We start from the raw sequence: 20,576 nt of genomic DNA, 5'->3' as shown, positions 1-20,576 counted from the left end.
ACCCCGTAGCGCCGGGGCGAAGTGTATTGGTCGGGCTAGCAGGACTCGAACCTGCGACCTTCCGTCCCCCAGACGGACGCGCTACCAGGCTGCGCCATAGCCCGACGTGAGGGGTGTCATACCCGATTTCTGGCCGGGGGCAAGGGGGAATTGGCAAGGGAGTCCTGATCTTCTTAGCGCGGCTCGCGCCGGTTGTTGGCCATCTGATCGCGCAATGAAGCGAGCTGGGCCAGAAGCGGGCGGATCATGTTGCGCTGCGCGTCATTCAACGACGTCAAAGCGGCCACTTTTGAAAGTGCAGACGGTGCCACGGCGATGGTGGCGGGATCAGGATCGTCAGGCGCATTCACGATGCGCGGAACGGGCGCTGCAGGTTCAGCCGGGGTGTCCAACTCTGGCTCAGGCTCAGGCTCAGGCTCAGGCTCAGGTTCATGCTCCGGCTCTGGCATGGCTTCGAACGCCGCCACTTCTGGCTGCACATCTTGCTCGGGCTCAGAAAGTTGCTCGGGCTCAGAAAGCGCATCGCCAGACAGGAAAGACGGCAGGGCGCCCGCCTGTTCGATCTCTTGTGGCGCGTCCAGTGCGTCATCATGCGCGGGCTCTGCCTGCTCCTCCATGTGCACATCCACCGGCTCTGGCGGTTCGGCAATGGGTTCAAATGCCTCCGGCTCATCCTCAGCGGCGGGTTCCAGACGCTCTTCGGCAAGAATGGGAGAATCGTCTTCCGGGCTGGCGGTTTCCTCCGGCGCAGGGGACAGGTCATCTGCGACAACCTCGTCCGCCGCAATGGGTGGAAGATCCTCCAAAAGCGGTGGGTAGGGCAGACCCTGTTGGTCGTCCATCTCTGGCACTGGATCGTCTGGCGACGGGGTAGGCGTGCGCAGGAACGACGGCAATGGGGCCTCTGGCGGGATATCCGCAGGTGCTGCGGGCGCATCCGGTTCCAAGTCAGCGACGTCTTCGGACATGTCTTCTACAGTCGCGTCCGGTTCTGCGGGGCTGGCAAACGGCACGATTTCAGCTTCGATCCGAATGGTGGCGACGTCTTCATCAATGGGTGCGGTCAGATCGCCGTCCAACTGGGCATCCGTCTCGGCGTCAAGCGGGGGCGACATGTCAGCGACATAGGCCATGCCTTCTTCGCGCAGGATCTTTTGCACGCCCTTAATGGTCAGACCATCATCGTGCAGCAGCTTGCGAATGCCACCAAGCAGCAGCATATCCGTAGGACGGTAATACCGGCGTCCACCCGCGCGCTTGACCGGTTTGACTTGGGTGAACTTGCTTTCCCAAAACCGAAGCACATGGGTCTGCACACCCAGCCACTCGGCGACTTCCGAAATTGTGCGAAAGGCGTCCGCCGATTTGCTCATCAGCTCAGGACTTGTTGCCCGCAGCCACGCGATCTTTCATCAGATGCGAAGGCCGGAAGGTCAGCACGCGGCGGGGATTGATCGGCACTTCTTCACCCGTCTTGGGGTTGCGACCCACACGCGCGGATTTGTCTCGTACGGAAAATGTACCAAAGGATGAAATCTTGACCTGTTCGCCGCGCACCAGCGCGTCCGACATGTGATCCAGCACGCTTTCAACCAGTTGCGCGCTTTCGTTCCGCGACAATCCAACCTCACGAAATACCGCTTCGCTCAGGTCCATGCGCGTCAATGTCTTGTCAGTCATGAGAACTCCCCTTTGGCAAAGCATAGGGCGCAGGGAAATTACGAGTCAATATCAAGACCTTGGCCAGAACACCGGATGTACCATTTCTGGCCGGATATAAGCTTTTTCGGCACAATTCCCACGCATTGCATACTGCTGTGCCTTCTATACGCCGCCGTACCGGTCATATGGGCGAAAATCCGCAGAAATGATCGATTGCGGAAAAACAGCCGCCAGATCGCGAAAGACGAAACGCCCAAAATAAGGTATTTTCAACCGTAGATTATGCTCTGGGAGGAGAAACCGTGTCGCATCATGCCGCAGTTCTAAAGGAAATCCTGAACATTCCCACGATCACCCCTGTGCCGGATCCATGCGCCGAACGGGGAAGCAGGCAGGCTCAGGAACGACGCGGTTACAGTCTGAGCCCCAGCGCATATGAACGCATCATCACGTGGATGCGCGCCCGGATCGATGAGCACATCACAGAAGAGATGTTGTGTGACCTCAGCCCGATGGGCAAGTTTGCCTTCCGTCGCGCGTTCGAGGCGCATGCTGGCATGCCTCCCATGCTGTATCTGATGTGGATGCGGGTCGATATGGCCGTTCGCTTGCTGATCGACACCCGGTTTGACCTGAACCAGATCGCGTATGTGACCGGTCTGCATAATGCCGAAGAACTGACAAACGCCTGCCTGCAGACACTCCGTGTTCGCCCGCAGGCTTTGCGTGTCAGCGTGGCGCTCTGACCACCCGTGCCTGCAAAATGGGCAGAACTCGAGTTGAAACGGCGGTTTCTTGCCCAATTTGGGCGACACTTTTGCGCCTGTCCGGGAAACTGAGGGAAATTCGCCGCTCTCGTGCTAGCTAAGCTGCATTGCGGAGGGTACGGGCGCGTATGCTCGGCCGGACGAGCGTACTTTGGCCAACCTTTGGACACGCACGTCACTCAATGGCTCCGCTGGCCTCGGAGGAGGTATCGATATGGCGAAAACTACTGTTGCGCCGGACACCGCTGCCAGAAATGTCATGTCTTTGCAGGGCCAGAGCGAAGACCCGGACACTGACCTTTTCTTTGGCCACGTCACACAAAACAAGCTGGACGGTCCTTTCGGTGCGGGCGTGTTGGTGCAGCACGATTGCCCGGGCGGGGAATTCGAAGCGCCCGCCTTTGACGATTTCCACGTGAACATCCTGATCGAAGGTGGCGGCAAGACGTACGACAGTTTTGGCGGCGTTGTCCGCGAATCCTACGCACGCCCCGGCCAGATCGGAATGAGCCGCCCCTATCTACCAGGTGATATTGCGGTGGAGGGTAAATTTTCCAGCATCCATGTGTCATTGCCCAAGGGTATCTTCCAGCGCACATCGGACGCGATTGGAAACGGTGGACCACCTGAATTCGACGCCCTGTTCGAGATCTACTTCCACGATTCGTCAATCTTCTGGATGGCGCAGGAACTGAGCCGCGCCGCGTTTGTGGGCGCATGGCGCGATGAGCTGTTCATGGATGAGGCGCTCTGGGCACTCTCGTGTCAATTGATGCGCCGGGCGGGCACACTTACCGATACGCAACGCAAGTCCCAGCCGCTTGATCCAGTATCCTTCAAGAAGGTGCATGATCTTCTGATGGAGCGCCTCGAGTCGCAGGTGACCGTGCAGGACCTTGCGGACGCCGTGAATATGGACGCGTTCGCCTTTTCCCGTGGGTTCAAGGCGCGGACAGGGCGGTCGCCTTACCAATACCTGATCCAGTTGCGCGTGGATCAATCCTTGCATTTGCTGCTGTCGACGGACACCAGCCTGATCGAGATTGCTTACGCGTGCGGATTTTCAAGTCAGGCACATTTCACAACCGTGTTTCGCAAGATAACAGGGGTAACACCCGGCGCTGCACGTGCCCGGAGGTAGAGCTACCAGCGCAGCACCACCGCGCCCCATGCCAATCCGCCGCCAATGGCTTCGGTGACCAGCAGATCACCGTCCTTGATCTGCCCATTGGCACGCCCCACCGACATAGCAAGCGGGATCGATGCCGCCGATGTGTTGCCGTGATCCTGAACGGTCACGATGACCCGGTCCATCTCGACGCCCATCTTTTTGGCAGTGCCCTGAATGATGCGAATATTGGCTTGATGCGGCACGATCCAATCAACATCGTCCGACGTCACGCCTGCGCGCTCCATGGCCGTTTCTGCCGTTGCGGCCAGCTTTTCAACGGCATGGCGAAACACTTGATTGCCCTGCATGCGCAGGTAGCCGCTGGTGCCTGTGCTGACACCACCATCCACGTACAAAAGATCGCGGTGTCGCCCGTCAGAGTTCAGGTCAGTGGCAAGGATACCGCGATCAGCCGCGGTTCCTGCGCCCTCCTGCGCCTCAAGAACCAAGGCTCCGGCACCGTCACCAAACAGCACGCACGTGCCCCGGTCGGTCCAGTCCATGATCTTGGAAAACGTCTCTGCCCCGATGACAAGAACACGCTTGGCCTGACCCGACACGATCAACGCGTTCGCATTCGACAGGGCATAGACAAAGCCCGCGCAAACGGCCTGCACGTCAAAGGCAAAGCCGCCCGTCATGCCCAACTGCGCCTGCACCATGGTCGCGGCAGATGGAAAGGTCAGATCGGCAGTCGATGTTGCCAGAATAATCGCATCAAGATCATCCGGGCCCAGACCGGCATCCTTCAAGGCCGCCTGTGCAGCAGCGGTCGCCATGCTGGACGTTGTGTCGTCTTCGGTCACGAAATGGCGGCGCTCGATGCCCGAGCGGCTGCGAATCCATTCGTCGCTGGTATCGAGGCTTTTCTCGAACTCCGCATTCTCAACCACACGTGCAGGCAGATAGTGCCCCACGCCGCGCACGACCGCACGAAGCGTCATGACTTGCTCTCCTCTGCCAGCGCAGTGGCCCGGGCGACCCGGGCGGCCAGCTTGTCGTTAAAGCCCTGTTCGGACAATTGGGCGGCCAGTTTGATGGCTGCCGAAACACCTGTAGCATCTGCGCCCCCGTGCGATTTGACAACCGTTCCATTGAGACCAAGGAACACGCCGCCATTCACACGGCGCGGATCAATGCGCTTGCGCAGGCGCCGCATCGAGGTGAAGGCCAGCAGGTAAGCCAGACGGGAGAGGGGGGTGAACTTGAAGGCTTCGCGCAGCAGATCACCGATCAGGCTCGCCGTGCCTTCGCCTGTCTTGATCGCCACATTGCCGGTAAACCCGTCCGTCACGATCACATCGGCCTTGTCGCCCTGAATATCGCCACCTTCGACAAAACCGACAAAGTCAAATTCGGCGGCATCGGCTTGGGCACCAATCAGCTCGAAGGCTTCTTTCAACTCGGCCCGGCCTTTGTGCTCTTCCGTCCCGACATTCAGCAGACCGATTCGCGGGCGGGGCAGGTCCATCCCGTTGCGTGCGTATGAGGCACCCATCAGAGCATAACGCAGCAGATCGTCCGCATCGGCCCGCACATCCGCACCCACGTCGAGCATGACGTTGAAGCCCTGCGGGTTCCGGCTGGGCCAAAGGACGGCGATGGCAGGTCGGTTCACACCGGGCAGCTTGCGCAAACGGATCATCGACAGCGCCATGAGCGCACCGGTGTTGCCGCAACTCACAACCACATCCGCGTCGCCCGTGCGCACAGATTCGATGGCGGACCACATGGACGTGCCCTTGCCATTGCGCACCACATGGCTTGGCTTGTCGTCCATCGTCACGACGCCATCCGCATTGCGGATCACGCAGCGACCCTGCAAATTCTTGCGCCGCGCAAGCAGGCGTTCCAATTCCTCCTGCGGACCGTGCAGGATAAAGCCCAGATCGGGGTTTTTCTTGGCGGATGTGGAACAGCCAGACACGACGGCAGCGGGGCCCATGTCCCCGCCCATCGTGTCGACAGATAGAATAATTGGAAAGGCAAGCTTGGCTGAGGCGTCGGCCGGGTCAGGTTTAGAGGCCGTCATGCGCGATGTCTTGCCTTGCCGTTAGCAACGCCGCTTAGGCTGCGTCGTCTTCCAGATCAACCTCGTCGGTCATAGCAACAATCTCGTTGTCGTCATAGTGACCGCATGCCGCGCAAATATGGTGCGGGCGTTTCAGCTCGCCGCAGTTGGGGCATTCGTTGGGGTTGGCGGGGGTCAAGCTGTCGTGGGCGCGGCGGTTGTTGCGGCGCGATTTCGACACTTTATTCTGTTGCACAGCCATTGAATTGGGCCTTCGGTTCGGGCAGCGCCGCGGATCATGCGCGGATGCGAGTTGTATCAGGTCGCCCATGTACGGGCTTTGGGCTCGTCCAAGTGCGGGTTGAGCAGCGTTTAGGCAAAGCGCCGCAGCATGTCCAACCCAAAATCTCGTGAGGGCGGCAAAATACGCATCCTTGCCCCGGACGCAAGGGCAAATCAGTTGTTCTTGTCGCCTTCCAGCTTGGACTTCAGATCGGCAAGGCCGGCAAAGGGGCGGGCGGCCTCATCCGTCAGCGGGGCAACACCGGGTTCGGTCAGAACGATCTGTCCCAGCTCCGCCCCGTCGGCGCGCGGAAAATCAGGTACGGCAAGGCTCAGCGCTTCGATCAGGACCGCCTCCGGGTCGATCCAGACACCCAGACGCTCGACCTCGTCATCCTCGGGCATTTCTGCTTCTGGCGTGTCCACCTCTTCATAGTCGCGCAGGAACAGGCGACGCACGGGCACATCGATACGGGTTGTGACGGGCACGAGGGTCACGGCGCACGGTTGGGTCACGGTCGCGCCCAGCTGTGCTGTCAACAACCAGTCCCTTGCGCCGTGGGCCGCCACCTGACCTTCAAAGCGAACCTTGCGCAATCCGGTCAGGTCCAGTGTCTCGGCCATGGCTTCCAAGGTCCGTTGATCGGGCACAATGGTGAACGGCGTGGCGGCATTCTGGGCCAATCCGCTGACGCGCAATGCACCTGTCGAAGGGGGTGTCTGGGACATGGACCGACTTTCGTTTCTTGAACCAAGGCCAAAGCTTGAGTAAGTCGAGATAAAAGCACCACGCCTCCGGAGCAAGGGGCGGCGCATGATAAGGGGGGTCAAATGGGGACCTTTACACCACTTTCCGCAGCGGGGCTTGCCCTGATCCTTTCGCTTGGGGTCGCGGGATGCTCTCCGACATTCCGGAATCATGGCTATGTTCCGCCGGAAGAAGATCTTGCGGAACTGGTCGTCGGTATCGACACCCGCGCTTCCGTAGAGGATCTGGTTGGCCCACCGACCGCAGGTGGGGTTTTGGAAGGTGGCGATTACTTCTACGTCCGCAGCACGGTCCGAACGTTTGGACCACGCCGCCCCCAAGTGGTCGAGCGGCAAGTGCTGGCCATCACCTTTGATCCCGAGGGGGTCGTGCAAAACATCGAACGCTTCGGGTTGGAAGATGGGCGCGTTGTCACGCTGTCCCGCCGTGTGACCGAAAGCGGCGTGCAGGATACCACATTCCTGCGGCAGCTGTTCGGAAACATCGGACGCATCGGGCCAGAGGGCGTTCTCTGAGCCCTTGCTCTCATACTGTCGGTCGCCTGTCCCTTTCCGGGGGGCGGGAATTTGCGTCGACACGGGGTGAGGGCGTGATCCGTTTGAAAAAAGGGGCGTACACTGCGCGCGAAGCCGCAAACGCATCCGACATTCAAGAATCACAAGAACTGCGCGCGCGGTGCTTTGGACTGGCGGCAGACACAGATGACTATGATGACCGCTGCACGCACATCCTGATCCATCGGGTGTCCGACGACGTTCTTGTCTGTTGTTTCCGTTTGATGCCGCTGACCGGTTCGACGATCACCCGCAGCTACTCGGCACAGTATTACGAACTCAGCGCGCTTGCGGCCTTCGACGGCAAGATGGTCGAGATGGGCCGGTTCTGCATTGATCCGGCGGCCATCGACCCGGACATCCTGCGCGTGGCTTGGGGCGCAATGACCGCTTACGTGGATGCAAACGGAATCGAGTTGCTGTTTGGGTGTTCGTCCTTTGCAGGCACGGAAACGAGCGATTATCTTGACGCCTTTGCCATGCTGAAAGCCCGCCATCTGGCGCCGTCACACTGGTTGCCACGGGTCAAGGCACCCAAGGTTTTCAACTATGCCGCAAGGCTGCGCCGCAAGCCGGATGCGAAAAAGGCGATGCTACGCATGCCCCCGCTGTTGCGCACGTACCTGATGATGGGCGGCTGGGTCAGCGATCATGCGGTGGTCGACGACAAGATGAACACGCTGCATGTGTTCACGGGGGTCGAAATCGGATCCATCCCACCCGCCAGAAAGCGATTGCTGCGCGTGATCGCGGGATAGGGATTCCGGATCGGGTTGCCCCGATCCGACCGTCTCGGGGGCCATTGTTCCCCAGACGTCCCAAAGTATTTTCGGCCAAAAGGCAGGATGATGCGTTGCGCGCATGATGGGTCCTGCGTGCGTTGGGGGTGTACAGGGGGTGCACGCAGGGTGCACGGGGGGTGACACCCCGGTTGACGGCCCCCGATTGACCAACTAGCTGCCCCGATATGGCCCGTGTACCCCTGCTGCAGCTATCCGATATTTCGCTTACCTTTGGTGGTGATCCCGTCTTTGACGACCTGTTCCTCGTGATTCAGCCCGGCGACCGTGTGGCGCTTGTGGGCCGCAACGGGTCGGGCAAGTCCACGCTTTTGAAAGTGATGGGTGGACTGGTCGAACCAGACCGGGGCGAGGTGGTTCCGGGCCCCGGCGTGAATGTCGGATACATGGAACAGGACCCCGACATGTCGGGCTTTGCGACCTTGGGTGACTTTGCAATTCACGGGTTGGAACCATCAGACCTGTACAAGGTGGAGCGTGCAGGTGAGGGGTTGAAGTTCGACCCGGCACGCCCCGTCGAAACCGCCTCGGGCGGGGAGCGGCGCCGTGCAGCCTTGGCCCGCCTGATGGCCGAAGCGCCCGACCTGATGCTGCTCGATGAGCCCACGAACCACCTCGATATCGAAGCCATCGCATGGCTGGAATCCGAACTGAAATCGACCCGCGCAGGCTTTGTCCTGATCTCCCACGATCGTGCATTCTTGCGTGAGCTTACCCGCGCAACCCTTTGGATCGACAGGGGAAGTGTGAAGCGGCAAGAGAAGGGGTTTGATGCGTTCGAAGCCTGGCGCGACAGCACGTGGGAAGAGGAAGACACCGCCCGTCACAAACTCAACCGCAAGATCAAGGCCGAGGCCCGATGGGCCGTCGAAGGCATCAGTGCACGCCGCAAACGCAACATGGGCCGGGTGCGTGCATTGCAGGATCTGCGTGCGGAACGTGCGTCGCAGATCAAGCGACAAGGCGCGGCTGCAATGGCGCTTGATGCCGGGCCGAAATCCGGTCGCAAAGTGCTTGAAGCAGTCGGCATATCAAAGTCTTACGGCGGGAAAGTCATCCTGGAGCCGTTCTCTCTGAAGGTGCAACGCGGCGACCGCATCGCCTTTGTCGGTCCCAACGGTGTTGGCAAGACCACATTGCTCAAGATCCTGATCGGAGAGGTTGCCCCCGACACGGGCACCGTCAACATGGGCACCAATCTCGAACTCGCCGTCTTTGATCAGGCCCGCTCAAAGCTCGATCCGAACGCAAGCCTTTGGGACAGCCTGACCAGTGACCCGGATATGCGCGTGAGCGGCAAGGCGGATCAGGTCATGGTGCGTGGTACGCCGAAGCATGTCGTTGGATATCTTAAAGAATTTCTGTTTGACGAAGCGCAGGCCCGCGCGCCCGTTCGGTCATTGTCCGGGGGCGAGAAAGCGCGTCTTTTGCTGGCGCGCATCATGGCGCGGCAGTCAAATGTTCTGGTGCTGGACGAACCGACCAACGATCTGGATGTCGAAACGCTTGATCTGCTGCAGGATTTGTTGGGTCAGTATGATGGAACGGTCCTGCTTGTCAGCCACGACCGTGATTTCCTTGACCGGGTGGCTGTCACCACAATTGCCATGGAAGGCGATGGCAAGGCCACCGTGTATGCCGGGGGTTGGAGCGACTATCAAACGCAACGCGGCCCCAGGGAAGTCGAGGAACGCACTGATCCGGAGCGTAAATCCGCGACCGTTGCGCCCAAGCCTGCAAAGGCACCCAAGACCGGATTGTCCTTCACCGAAAAGCACCGGCTTGAAGCATTGCCCGCCGAAATCGAACGGCTGGAGGCGGAAATGGTCAAGTTGCAAGAGCTGCTATCCGATCCTGACCTCTACAGCCGCGAGCCCGTTAAATTCCGCAAAGCCACGGAAGCGCTAACGGCGCGCCAAGCCAAGCTCGACGCAGCCGAGGAGGAGTGGCTGACGCTGGAGGAAAAGGCCGAAGCCTGATGCCCGGTCGTTGCCGCATGTGATAGGATGCCGGAATGAATTGGCCAAATCTGAGTTATCCCGCCTGGAAGGATACAGGGCACAGCCTTCACATGTGGGCGCAGATCGTCGGGAAGTTCCGGCTCGCGCAGACACCGTGGGTGAACCATTCCTGGCACGCGACCCTGTATCCTGATGCGCGCGGCCTGACGACCGGGCTGATCCCCGGTGGTTTCGAGGTGCGGTTTGATCTGATCGATCATCGCCTTGCTGTGACGGCCACATCCGGTGCGCAGACGGGGTTCGACCTCAGGTCGATGTCCGTCGCCGACTTCGATGCGACCTTCAAGACCGCGCTGACGCGGGTGGGTGCCCCTACGGACTATCATCACTTCCCAAACGAAGTTCCCGATCCGATACCGTTCCGGGATCAAACGGACGAGGGCAGCTATGACCGGGACGCTGCCCGTGCTTGGTGGCAAGCGCTTGTGGCCATGGTTCCGGTTTTTCAGACATTCCGAACAGGATTCTTGGGAAAGGTCAGCCCCGTTCACCTGTTCTGGGGATCATTTGACCTGGCGGTGACACGATTTTCCGGTCGCTCTGCACCGCTTCACCCCGGTGGATTCCCAGCCTTGCCGGACGCGGTGACACAAGAGGCGTACAGCCACGAAGTATCATCCGCCGGGTTCTGGGCGGGTGGCAATGGCGCTGATGAGGCGATGTTCTATAGCTATGCCTATCCTGTGCCCGAAGGCTTTGGAGATGAACCGGCGGGACCCGACGGCGCGTATTTCGACACAGACCTCGGCGAATTTCTATTGCCCTACCGGATCGTGGCAGAGGCGGACGATCCCGCAGCCATTTTGCTTTCGTTTCTTCAAGCCACGTTCGATGCTGCTGCGACACTGGGCAATTGGGATCAGGCGGCGCTGACATCTGAATTGGGACAACCGCGCATCCCGCGCGCCATGTCACGTGACTAGATTGGCCCTGCAGGCACGCCAACGACCGTAGCGTCGTCAGAGACGTCCTTCGTTACAACGGCACCGGCACCGACGATCACACGATCTCCGATGGTGACGCCCGGCATGATGACTGCACCAGCGCCGATCCAGACATCCGCTCCGATGGTTACAGGATAAGCAATCTCAATGCCTGCGCGCCGTTTGACGGGGTCGCGATGGTGATCTGCGCACAAGATCTGAACACCGGGGCCGATCATGGTGCCATCCCCAATTGCCACAGGGGCACTGTCCAGGATCACGCAACCGCTGTTAATAAAGACCTCTGCGCCAAGCCGGATGTGGCACCCGTACGAGCAATGAAAGGGCGCTTCGATCAGGCAACCGGTTCCGGGATCACCAAACAAGTCGCACAGCGGCGCACTGAGTGTGCGGCGCTCCGACGGGGGCAGGTGGTTATGTGCATGTACGGCATCAAGCGCAACCATGCGCAACGACTCCAGCTCGTCATCAAGGCACGTGTACCATCCACCTGCCTCCATCTTTTGGCGTTCTGTGGGCATCACCGCATCCGCAAAGCGCCATCAAGCCGGATCACCTCGCCATTCAGATACCCCATCTCCACGATGAAGGCGGCAAGACGCGCGTATTCGTCGGGATCACCAAGTCGCGCGGGGTTCGGCACATCGGCCGCCAAGGCCGCCTGCACGTCGTCCGGCAATCCGGCCAGCATGGGTGTCTTGAAGATGCCCGGAGCGATTGTCATCACCCGCACACCGCTTGACGCCAGATCGCGGGCCATCGGCAACGTCATTCCGACAACGCCGCCCTTGGAAGCAGCATAGGCCGCCTGACCCTTCTGCCCGTCAAAGGCGGCGATAGAGGCGGTGTTGATGATCACACCACGCGCCCCATCCGGTTCCGGTTCATTGTCCGCCATGGCAGCGGCGGCTAGGCGCGCCACGTTGAAGCTGCCCACCAGATTGATGTCGATGGTTTTCTGAAAGGCGGGCAGGGGGTGTGGTCCGTCACGGCCAACGGTCTTGATGCCAAAGGCGATACCGGCGCAATTCACTGCTGCCGACAGGCCGCCCATCTTGTCGCGTGCCAGATCAATGGCCGCCGTGACCGAATCTTCGTCCGTCACGTCCGTCTCGGCGAAGTGCCCGCCGATCTCCTCCGCGACCTGTGTGCCACGATTCGAATCGCGGTCCAGAAGGGTAACTTGCGCTCCGTGCGCTGCGAAATGACGGGCTGTCGCCTCGCCTAGACCCGAGGCCCCGCCGGTCACTACCGCCCTGGTTGTGTCTAGTTTCATGCCGACAAGCCTCCGCGCAATATGAACATACGTTCAGTTAAGCGGATCGACTGCACCGTGACAAGGCGCGCGCCTTAGCCTTTGTGGATCCACCCGCCGCCAAAGATGCGGCTGCTGTCGCGGTCATAGAAGACGCAAGCCTGCCCGGGGGATACGCCAGCTTCGGCCGCGACCAGTTCAACAGTTGCCTCTGTGGCACTGATCGGGCGAATGATCGCCTCGGTCGGGGGGCGGGCGGAACGGACTTTGACCGCCACATGCCATGCGTCCTGATCATCGAATCGGGTGTCGCCCAACCAGTTGATTTCCCGGACCGGAACGGTCCGGGTGGCCAGCATATCCTTCGGTCCAACGACCACTTGGCGGTTTTCCGCGTCCAGCTTGACCACGTAAAGCGGGTCGGCAAGGCCGCCGATACCAAGCCCGCGGCGCTGCCCGATCGTGTAGTTGATCACACCATCGTGGGTCCCAAGTACGCGGCCTTGCGTATCGACGATGTCGCCGGGCGCGGCTGCCTCGGGGCGCAGCTTGCGAATGACAGATGCATAATCACCGTCCGGCACAAAGCAAATGTCCTGACTGTCGGGCTTGTCGGCCACGCTCAGCCCGTACTTCTCCGCCAGCGCACGTGTATCGTCCTTGGACGGCAAATGGCCAAGGGGAAACCGCAAGTAGTCCAGCTGTTCCGGTGTGGTTGAAAACAGGAAGTAACTTTGGTCACGGTTGGAGTCTGCCGCGGCATGCAACTCGGGTCCCAGATCACCCATTTTGCGCTGGATGTAGTGGCCAGTGGCCATGCAGTCAGCCTCAAGATCCTTAGCTGTTTCAAGCAGATCCTTGAATTTGACCCGCTCATTGCAGCGGATGCAGGGCACCGGCGTGGCACCACCCAGATAGCTGTCTGCAAACTCGTCAATCACGGCGTCGCGGAAGACGTTTTCATAGTCCAGAACGTAATGGGGAAATCCCATTTCCTCTGCCACCCGGCGCGCATCGTGAATGTCACGACCCGCACAGCACGCGCCCTTTTTCGCCAGTGCCGCTCCATGATCGTACAGCTGCAGCGTCACGCCCACGACGTCATAGCCCTGGCTTTTCAGCTCTGCCGCCACAACGGAACTGTCGACGCCACCGGACATGGCGACAACAACGCGGGTATCGGCAGGGGCCTTGGCAAAGCCCAGTGAATTGAGCGGACCAGTTTGGTCAAGCATGAGACGTCTCCGGGAGGAATTGGACGCATATATATGAAAATCCGAAATAGTCTCAAGGCCCCGTTTAACTACGCATTAAAGGCCATCGCTCAATCTTGTCGCCAACACGAAGGATGAGCGGTGCGATGTATCTGAAGAAAGTAGATGGGCCACGGGCCATAACCTTGCCGGACGGCACGGTGCTGACGCAGGCGGATTTGCCACCCGCCTCGACGAGGCGATGGGTGGCGTCACGCAAGGCTGCGGTGGTGCGCGGCGTTCTCTATGGCCTGATCACGCAAGAGGCGGCGCTGGAACGATATGGGCTGAGCGAAGATGAATTCCATGAGTGGACGCGCGCAGTTTCCACACACGGAGAGGACGCTTTGAAGGCCACAGCCGTACAAAAGTATAGACAACTTTAAGTTGTTAACGTAAGAACGCATCAAGGGTAACGTGTGGTTAACCTTTTCGGTTCACGTTTGGTTCAACACCTGAACACCCCTTGTGTGGAGACCCGAAGAATGCGCGTGCTGCTTGTAGAAGATGATCCAACGACCTCCAAAAGCATCGAACTGATGCTGACCCATGCCAACCTTAACGTCTATGCGACGGATCTGGGGGAGGAAGGGATCGATCTGGCAAAGCTCTATGATTACGACCTCATCCTTCTTGATTTGGATTTGCCAGATATGAACGGTCACGAGGTGCTGCGTCAGCTTCGGCTCGCTCGGGTTGAAACACCGATCCTTATCCTGTCCGGCGCGGACGATACGGAAAACAAGATCAAGGGATTTGGGTTCGGCGCGGACGACTACCTGACCAAACCATTCCACCGGGAAGAATTGGTGGCGCGCATCCACGCCATCATCCGCCGGTCCAAGGGGCATTCCCAATCCGTCATCGAAACCGGTGCGATCTCCGTCAACCTCGATGCCAAAACTGTCAGCGTTGACAACAAGACGGTGCATCTGACGGGCAAAGAGTATCAGATGCTGGAACTGCTGAGCTTGCGCAAAGGCACGACGCTCACCAAGGAAATGTTCCTCAACCACCTGTATGGCGGTATGGACGAACCCGAACTCAAGATCATCGATGTTTTCATCTGCAAGCTGCGTAAGAAGCTGAGCACGGCAACGGGTGGTCACAATTACATCGAAACAGTCTGGGGTCGCGGATATGTTCTGCGCGATCCACAGCCCGCCGAGATGCCGGACGACACGCCGCTCGCAATCGGCGCCTGACCCTACACGATTTCCCTCTGAAAAGGTCGGCACGCCATGTGGTGTGTCGGCTTTTTTCTTGTCTTCGATGTGCCCGCGTCATCAATGACTGGACCCTGTAGGCTTGGGCTTTTATCTCTTGGTCGGATAAGGCAGGGGATGCTTCGTGACTGACACTATCGACACTGATGCGCTGACCGAAGACGAAGCACGGACCGAGTTGGCGCGCTTGGCAAAGATCCTTGAGCAGGCCAATGCAGCCTACCACACCAAAGACGCCCCAGAGATCAGTGATGCCGAATACGACCGTCTGAAACGGCGAAATGCAGCCATTGAGGCGCAGTTCCCTACACTGAAGCGCGACGACAGCCCAAGTGATCTTGTTGGCGCTCCGGTGGCGGATGGGTTCTCAAAGGTCACGCACGCGGTCGCGATGCTGTCACTGGCAAACGCATTTGACGACGCCGATGTAACCGAGTTTGACGCGCGCATCCGCAAGTACCTTGGCTTTGCAGCCGATTCTCCGCTGGCCTACACGGCAGAGCCCAAAATTGACGGCCTGTCTCTTTCCCTCCGATACGAGAACGGCAAACTGGTCCAAGCCGCAACGCGCGGGGATGGGGCCGTCGGGGAAAATGTGACCGCAAACGCGCGAACAATCGAGGACGTGCCAGAAACACTCTCCGATGCGCCCGAAGTTCTCGAAGTACGCGGCGAAGTCTATATGTCCCATCCGGATTTCGAGGCGCTCAATGCGCGGCAGGTCGGCGCGGACCAAAAGCCATTTGCAAATCCGCGCAATGCGGCCGCTGGGTCGCTGCGCCAGCTCGATGCCAACATTACGCGTGCCCGGCCGCTCCGGTTTTTTGCCTATGCATGGGGGGCGCTGTCCGACCCGCTGTCAGACACGCAAATGGGCGCTATCGACCGCCTGCAAACACTTGGGTTTGCGACCAACCCACTGACCCAACTCTGTGATGGGCCGGACGAAATGATCGCGCACTACCGTTTGATCGAACAGAAACGGGCGACGTTGGGATATGATATCGATGGCGTTGTCTACAAGGTCAACGATCTCACGCTGCAGTCTCGTTTGGGATTTCGCTCAACCACGCCCCGCTGGGCCATCGCCCACAAGTTTCCTGCGGAGTTGGCTTGGACACGCCTTGATGCCATCGACATCCAGGTGGGACGCACCGGTGCACTCAGCCCGGTTGCGCGTCTGACGCCCGTAACGGTGGGCGGCGTCGTTGTGTCGAACGCGACGTTACACAATGAAGACTACATTGCCGGCCGCGACAACAAAGGCGACACGATCCGCGACGGCAAGGACATCCGTGTGGGGGACTGGGTGCAGGTCTACCGCGCGGGCGACGTTATTCCCAAGGTCGCGGATGTCGACTTGTCGAAACGACCCGAAGGCGCTGTGCCGTTCGAAATGCCGGGCAGATGCCCCGAATGCGGCAGTGACGCCTTGCGTGAACCGGGCGATGCAATACGCCGCTGCACGGGCGGGCTTATCTGTCCCGCGCAAGCCGTTGAAAAATTGAAACACTTCGTCAGTCGGGCGGCTTTCGACATCGATGGTTTGGGTGCCAAGCAAGTCGAACAATTTCACGCAGATGGCTGGATTGCAGAACCGGCAGACATCTTCACCCTACGGGAAAGATACGGCAGCGGCCTGCAACAGCTGAAAAACCGCGAAGGATGGGGGGAAAAGTCGGCGCTCAACCTGTTTGACGCGATTGATGACCGGCGCAACATCGGCCTTGGCCGCGTGATCTTTGCGCTTGGCATTCGTCATGTTGGCGAAGTCGCGGCGAACCTGCTTGCGACCCATTATGGCACATGGGACGCGTTCAGTACGGCCATGCGTGCAGCCGAAGATGGAAATGACGCATGGGAGGACTTGCTCGGTATTGATGGCGTGGGCGCGGTCATGGCCGGGTCGCTCGCGACAACCTTCAATCAAGAGGCGGAAATCGCCAGTATCTACCGTCTTGTCGCACATCTGGACATTGAAGAAGCTGTGCGGCCCGACACATCTGGCAGCCCCGTTGCGGGCAAGACGGTGGTCTTCACGGGCACGTTGGAAAAGATGACGCGGGCAGAAGCCAAGGCGCGGGCGGAAGCATTGGGGGCCAAGGTCTCTGGCTCGGTCAGCGCAAAGACTGACCTTTTGGTGGCCGGGCCAGGTGCCGGATCAAAGGCTAAAAAGGCAGCCGAACTCCGGGTTGAAACCATCGACGAGGATGGCTGGCTGGATCTGATCGAGGCCACATGAGCCGCCCGGAACTCCTATTCCCCCTATTTTCTGATCTCGAAACGCTGGACGGCGTGGGGCCGAAAACAGCCCAGAACTTGGGCCAATTGGGGATAAGCACACCGCGCGATATGTTGTTTACCCTGCCGCATACGGGCGTGGATCGCGCGATGCGCGACACGGTCGAAGGCGCATCTTTGCCGGCCACGCTGACAGTAAAGGTCACCGTCGGCGCACACCATCCGGCCCGCAATCGTGGCGGCGCGTACCGAATTCATGTCGAGGACGCGCACACCAGCTTTCAGCTCGTGTTTTTTCACGGCCGCAGTGACTACCTCAACAAGGTTCTGCCCACTGGCAGCACACGCATCGTCTCGGGCAAGGTCGAATTGTTCGATGGTATCGCCAACATGGTGCACCCGGATCATATCTTGCCCGAGGAGGACGCGGACCAAATACCGCTCTTCGAACCGGTCTATCCTTTGACGGCAGGGGTCACCCAAAAGACGATGTTCAAGGCGTCCCGCTCTGCGTTGGCACGGGTGCCGCAGATGGCAGAGTGGATTGATCAGGAGCAGTCGCAACAGGCAGGGTGGCCCGATTTTGCGACCGCGATGATGACTGTGCACACACCGCAAGCGCAAGGTGATCTTTCGCCGGATGCACTCGCGCGCACGCGGCTGGCCTATGACGAGTTGATGGCCCATCAACTGACCCTGGCATTGGCCCGCGCGTCCGAACGGCAACTTGCCGGGGTCGAAACGAAAGGCACCACGATCTTGCAAGCCCGCGTGCGTGCACGGCTGCCTTATGCACCGACCGGCGCGCAGGAGCGGGCCATTGCCGAGATTGCCGAAGACATGGCGCGTCCGACGCGCATGAACCGTTTGCTTCAGGGCGATGTGGGTGCGGGAAAGACGCTTGTCGCGTTCATGGCGCTCTTGATCGCCGTTGAAGCGGGCGGGCAGGGCGTGATGATGGCACCGACTGAAATCCTTGCCCGCCAGCACCTGGAAGGGTTGCAGCCGCTGGCAGAGGATGCGGGCGTTGTGCTGGAAATCCTCACTGGGCGCGACAAGGGGGCGGAGCGTAGGGCCAAGCTGGAGGCCTTGGCCAAAGGCGACATTCAGATTTTGGTGGGCACCCATGCGGTGTTTCAGGCGGACGTGGAATTCTCGGACCTGCGCCTGGCCATTGTGGATGAACAGCATCGGTTTGGTGTGCGCCAACGGCTTGCCTTGGGCAAAAAGGGCGGCACGGCGGACGTATTGGTGATGACGGCCACACCGATTCCGCGATCCTTGGCGCTGGCGCAATATGGCGACATGGATGTGTCCGTACTTGATGAAAAGCCGCCCGGTCGAAAGCCTATCAAAACGGCGATGGTCAGTACTGGCCGGACGGATGAGGTCGTGGCGCGACTTCAGGCCGCCATGGACGAAGGGCGGCAATGCTATTGGGTCTGTCCGCTGGTTGAGGAAAGCGAGGCTGTGGACCTGACCGCGGCCGAAGAGCGCTTCAAGCGATTGCGCGCCGTTTTGGGCGAAGACCGTGTCGGGTTGGTGCACGGCCAAATGCCGCCTGCCGATAAAGACGCGGCCATGGCAAAGTTCCAGGCCGGGGAAACCGGCGTGCTGGTGGCCACCACGGTGATCGAAGTTGGTGTGAACGTGCCAAATGCAACCATCATGGTCATTGAAAGGGCGGAAACCTTTGGGCTCGCGCAACTGCACCAGCTCCGCGGTCGGGTGGGGCGTGGTGATGCGGCCTCGACCTGCTTGCTGTTGTATCAATCTCCATTGTCCGATGCCGGGCAAAAGCGGCTCGAGGTGTTGCGCGAAACCGAAGACGGGTTTCGCATTGCAGAGACTGATTTGCAGATGCGAGGCTATGGCGATCTGATCGGCACGGCCCAGTCCGGGGTGCCTCGGTTTCAGATAGCTGATCTGGATCGGCAGGCAGGCTTGATGGCGGTCGCGCAATCTGATGCACGCAAGTTGCTGGCTGAGGACCCTGAACTTTTGTCCCCGCGGGGACAAGCCGCGCGCGTTCTTCTTTGGCTCATGCGGCAGGACGAAGCGATACGTTTGATATCAGTGGGTTAGCCGCGCGCGTTCCGAAAAGTTCACAAATGTTCTCAAAAAGTTCTTTACCAATCGTTAAGAATGTGAGAACAAAGGGGCAACTCGAAGACGGAGACGCCGACATGACCACGTTACGCCAGATCAAGGATATCGCCACACGCGCCGAAGCCACACTGCTTCAGGATGCCGCCGGTGCTGCCGCCCTGTTGGTGATGCTGGTTGTCGGTCTTCACATCCCCGCTTTGATCTGAGTTCTGCCTGCGATCTTGCTTGATCCCTTACCGCGCCCGTCCCAGGTGCTGTCTCGCGTCATGTCGGCTCTGCCTGCCGATCAAGACGCCCCCCGTTTGCCTCGGGGTCCCCGGATCTGTCCCACGCAAGAGACGCTTTCCTCGCGCCGCCATCCGCCCGGATGTGCGGCGCTTTTTTTTTTACAGGTGGGGCTTGGGCGGCGCGCGTGAAGTGGACCTTTCAGTCGCTCTGCATTTTGAATGACCCAAACCATTGCAGTGCCATGCAAACGCGTTGAAACAGCGTTTATTGGAACTGCGAAATCATGCGGTCATGGCGTGGTCAAAAATCGTTGTAGCGTGCCAAATTGCTTGACCCACAGTATTCCTGAACTGGCAAGAGAGCTGTCAGGCGCAATCGGACTGCAAAGCTTGCTCCATGGCTTCCGCCGCAGCCTCGATACTCAGTAGGATTGAGGCGTGGCGGTTTTTGTAGTCGCGCGCGGGTTCCAACACTTCGAATCCATCGAATGGAGCGGGTGGAACCGGGCCACCGGACTTGAGCATCGCACGCAAAGCATCGCGGCCGGCCTGCAACTCTTCCAACGTACGTCCGATCACGGCACCACCGGTGACCGCGGCGGCGGCTTGACCAAGAGCACAGGCTTTGACGTCCTGCCCGAATGCGGTGATGTGCCCATCTGACACCGAGACATCGACCGTCACGGTCGAGCCGCACAGGGGCGACCGTTTCTTGACCGTTGCGTCAGGCGCGTTCAGCCGAGTGTGGTGCGGAATGTCCGCAGCCAATCCCAGAATGCGGGAGGAATAGAGCTTGATCAGGTCGGTATCGGCGGGCATGGCCCCTCCGCTCTGGTGTCGCGTTTGCTTTCCTCCTATTTAAGCGGCTCGATCCCAGATGCAAAAGGTTTTGCGATGACCGCCTTTGATCCCAAGAGCTTGACATACAATGATCAGGGTCTGATCCCTGCCATCGCGCAGGATGCGGACAGCCACGAAGTGTTGATGATGGCATGGATGAACGCCGAAGCTGTGGCGCAGACACTTGAAAGCGGCCGCGTGACCTATTGGTCCCGCTCGCGGCAAGCGTTCTGGATCAAGGGCGAGACATCGGGCCATGTGCAGGAGCTTGTGTCTCTGCGTGTGGATTGTGACCGGGATTGCATTTTGATGCATGTGCGCCAGACGGGGCCTGCATGCCACACCGGACGGCGGACGTGTTTCTACACGGATGTGACCGAAGGGTCCGAGGTCGAGTTGATGGCGCCAATGGGTTAGAATCTGCCTGACCCCTCGTTCTCACTC

Annotated in this window: 22 protein-coding genes and 1 tRNA gene; 12 read left to right on the top strand and 11 right to left on the bottom strand. The window is 59.7% G+C overall.

Annotated elements, in window-relative coordinates; genetic code table 11:
- Positions 1–27 precede the first annotated feature (27 nt).
- The 3 genes from Q1A32_RS12570 to ihfA all read right to left on the bottom strand — a co-directional run bounded on the left by Q1A32_RS12570 (position 28) and on the right by ihfA (position 1,680).
- Positions 28–104, bottom strand: a tRNA-Pro gene (locus tag Q1A32_RS12570).
- Between the two features lie 69 nt (positions 105–173).
- Positions 174–1,373 (bottom strand): MerR family transcriptional regulator, encoded by a 1,200-nt coding sequence (locus Q1A32_RS12565; RefSeq protein WP_299653648.1) that lies wholly within the window; start codon positions 1,371–1,373, stop codon positions 174–176.
- A 4-nt stretch (positions 1,374–1,377) separates the two neighbouring features.
- On the bottom strand, positions 1,378–1,680 hold the full coding sequence (gene ihfA / locus Q1A32_RS12560; protein ID WP_076627506.1) for an integration host factor subunit alpha: 303 nt from the start codon (positions 1,678–1,680) through the stop codon (positions 1,378–1,380).
- A 284-nt stretch (positions 1,681–1,964) separates the two neighbouring features.
- On the opposite strand from ihfA, the gene Q1A32_RS12555 reads away from it, so the two are divergent.
- Together Q1A32_RS12555 and Q1A32_RS12550 are read left to right on the top strand one after the other, a co-directional pair.
- Entirely contained in the window at positions 1,965–2,408 is a 444-nt protein-coding gene (locus tag Q1A32_RS12555) for a helix-turn-helix domain-containing protein (protein WP_299653644.1), read from the top strand.
- Between the two features lie 235 nt (positions 2,409–2,643).
- Positions 2,644–3,570: an AraC family transcriptional regulator gene (locus tag Q1A32_RS12550; protein WP_299653641.1), complete on the top strand. Its 927-nt coding sequence runs from the start codon at positions 2,644–2,646 to the stop codon at positions 3,568–3,570.
- A 2-nt stretch (positions 3,571–3,572) separates the two neighbouring features.
- Here Q1A32_RS12550 and Q1A32_RS12545 read toward each other — a convergent pair whose 3' ends face one another.
- From Q1A32_RS12545 to Q1A32_RS12530, 4 genes are all read right to left on the bottom strand, one after another.
- The gene (locus tag Q1A32_RS12545; protein ID WP_299653638.1) at positions 3,573–4,544 is read right to left on the bottom strand and encodes a beta-ketoacyl-ACP synthase III; all 972 of its coding nucleotides are present in this window, start codon (positions 4,542–4,544) and stop codon (positions 3,573–3,575) included.
- A complete protein-coding gene (gene plsX / locus Q1A32_RS12540) occupies positions 4,541–5,632 on the bottom strand; it encodes a phosphate acyltransferase PlsX (protein ID WP_299653635.1) in 1,092 nt (363 codons plus the stop codon). Before plsX ends, Q1A32_RS12545 begins: the two co-directional genes overlap by 4 nt.
- 34 nt (positions 5,633–5,666) lie before the next feature.
- Positions 5,667–5,873: a 50S ribosomal protein L32 gene (rpmF, locus tag Q1A32_RS12535; protein ID WP_299612358.1), complete on the bottom strand. Its 207-nt coding sequence runs from the start codon at positions 5,871–5,873 to the stop codon at positions 5,667–5,669.
- Between the two features lie 194 nt (positions 5,874–6,067).
- Entirely contained in the window at positions 6,068–6,622 is a 555-nt protein-coding gene (locus Q1A32_RS12530) for a DUF177 domain-containing protein (RefSeq protein ID WP_299653632.1), read from the bottom strand.
- Between the two features lie 102 nt (positions 6,623–6,724).
- On the opposite strand from Q1A32_RS12530, the gene Q1A32_RS12525 reads away from it, so the two are divergent.
- From Q1A32_RS12525 to Q1A32_RS12510, 4 genes are all read left to right on the top strand, one after another.
- Positions 6,725–7,177, top strand: coding sequence for an outer membrane protein assembly factor BamE (locus Q1A32_RS12525; protein WP_299612360.1), 453 nt, complete (start codon positions 6,725–6,727; stop codon positions 7,175–7,177).
- 74 nt (positions 7,178–7,251) lie between these two features.
- Entirely contained in the window at positions 7,252–7,974 is a 723-nt protein-coding gene (locus Q1A32_RS12520; RefSeq protein WP_299653628.1) for a GNAT family N-acetyltransferase, read from the top strand.
- A gap of 209 nt (positions 7,975–8,183) precedes the next feature.
- Positions 8,184–9,995: an ABC-F family ATP-binding cassette domain-containing protein gene (locus tag Q1A32_RS12515; protein ID WP_299653626.1), complete on the top strand. Its 1,812-nt coding sequence runs from the start codon at positions 8,184–8,186 to the stop codon at positions 9,993–9,995.
- A 35-nt stretch (positions 9,996–10,030) separates the two neighbouring features.
- On the top strand, positions 10,031–10,960 hold the full coding sequence (locus tag Q1A32_RS12510) for a DUF5996 family protein (protein ID WP_299653623.1): 930 nt from the start codon (positions 10,031–10,033) through the stop codon (positions 10,958–10,960).
- Here Q1A32_RS12510 and Q1A32_RS12505 read toward each other — a convergent pair.
- The 3 genes from Q1A32_RS12505 to mnmA form a co-directional block, all read right to left on the bottom strand.
- Positions 10,957–11,502, bottom strand: coding sequence for a sugar O-acetyltransferase (locus Q1A32_RS12505; protein WP_299653620.1), 546 nt, complete (start codon positions 11,500–11,502; stop codon positions 10,957–10,959). The genes Q1A32_RS12510 and Q1A32_RS12505 overlap by 4 nt on opposite strands.
- Entirely contained in the window at positions 11,502–12,257 is a 756-nt protein-coding gene (locus Q1A32_RS12500) for an SDR family NAD(P)-dependent oxidoreductase (protein ID WP_299653617.1), read from the bottom strand. Before Q1A32_RS12500 ends, Q1A32_RS12505 begins: the two co-directional genes overlap by 1 nt.
- 74 nt (positions 12,258–12,331) lie before the next feature.
- Complete coding sequence (gene mnmA / locus Q1A32_RS12495; RefSeq protein ID WP_299653614.1) at positions 12,332–13,471, bottom strand: tRNA 2-thiouridine(34) synthase MnmA; 1,140 nt, start codon at positions 13,469–13,471, stop codon at positions 12,332–12,334.
- 125 nt (positions 13,472–13,596) lie between these two features.
- Between mnmA and Q1A32_RS12490 the strand changes: the two genes are divergently transcribed.
- The 5 genes from Q1A32_RS12490 (at position 13,597) to Q1A32_RS12470 (ending at position 19,271) form a co-directional block, all read left to right on the top strand.
- Positions 13,597–13,875 carry a DUF1153 domain-containing protein gene (locus tag Q1A32_RS12490; RefSeq protein WP_299612368.1) on the top strand — a complete coding sequence of 93 codons (279 nt, stop codon included), beginning with the start codon at positions 13,597–13,599 and terminating at the stop codon, positions 13,873–13,875.
- A gap of 99 nt (positions 13,876–13,974) precedes the next feature.
- Positions 13,975–14,694, top strand: a complete 720-nt coding sequence (ctrA, locus tag Q1A32_RS12485) for a response regulator transcription factor CtrA (RefSeq protein ID WP_299612370.1) — start codon at positions 13,975–13,977, stop codon at positions 14,692–14,694.
- 145 nt (positions 14,695–14,839) lie between these two features.
- Positions 14,840–16,957, top strand: coding sequence for an NAD-dependent DNA ligase LigA (gene ligA, locus Q1A32_RS12480; protein ID WP_299653611.1), 2,118 nt, complete (start codon positions 14,840–14,842; stop codon positions 16,955–16,957).
- Positions 16,954–19,041 (top strand): ATP-dependent DNA helicase RecG, encoded by a 2,088-nt coding sequence (gene recG, locus Q1A32_RS12475; RefSeq protein ID WP_299653608.1) that lies wholly within the window; start codon positions 16,954–16,956, stop codon positions 19,039–19,041. The genes ligA and recG overlap by 4 nt, the downstream gene beginning before the upstream one ends.
- A gap of 101 nt (positions 19,042–19,142) precedes the next feature.
- Positions 19,143–19,271 (top strand): hypothetical protein, encoded by a 129-nt coding sequence (locus Q1A32_RS12470; RefSeq protein ID WP_299612376.1) that lies wholly within the window; start codon positions 19,143–19,145, stop codon positions 19,269–19,271.
- Positions 19,272–19,658: 387 nt separating this feature from the next.
- Here the strand turns inward: Q1A32_RS12470 and Q1A32_RS12465 are convergent, their stop codons facing one another.
- Positions 19,659–20,111 (bottom strand): iron-sulfur cluster assembly scaffold protein, encoded by a 453-nt coding sequence (locus Q1A32_RS12465; protein WP_299612378.1) that lies wholly within the window; start codon positions 20,109–20,111, stop codon positions 19,659–19,661.
- A gap of 75 nt (positions 20,112–20,186) precedes the next feature.
- Here Q1A32_RS12465 and hisI point away from each other — a divergent pair, with 75 nt between their 5' ends.
- Entirely contained in the window at positions 20,187–20,549 is a 363-nt protein-coding gene (gene hisI / locus Q1A32_RS12460) for a phosphoribosyl-AMP cyclohydrolase (RefSeq protein ID WP_299653605.1), read from the top strand.
- The last annotated feature ends 27 nt before the right edge of the window (positions 20,550–20,576 follow it).

The organism is uncultured Tateyamaria sp. (assembly GCF_947503415.1).
GTDB lineage: Bacteria > Pseudomonadota > Alphaproteobacteria > Rhodobacterales > Rhodobacteraceae > Tateyamaria.
This window is presented reverse-complemented; position numbering and strand designations above follow the sequence as displayed.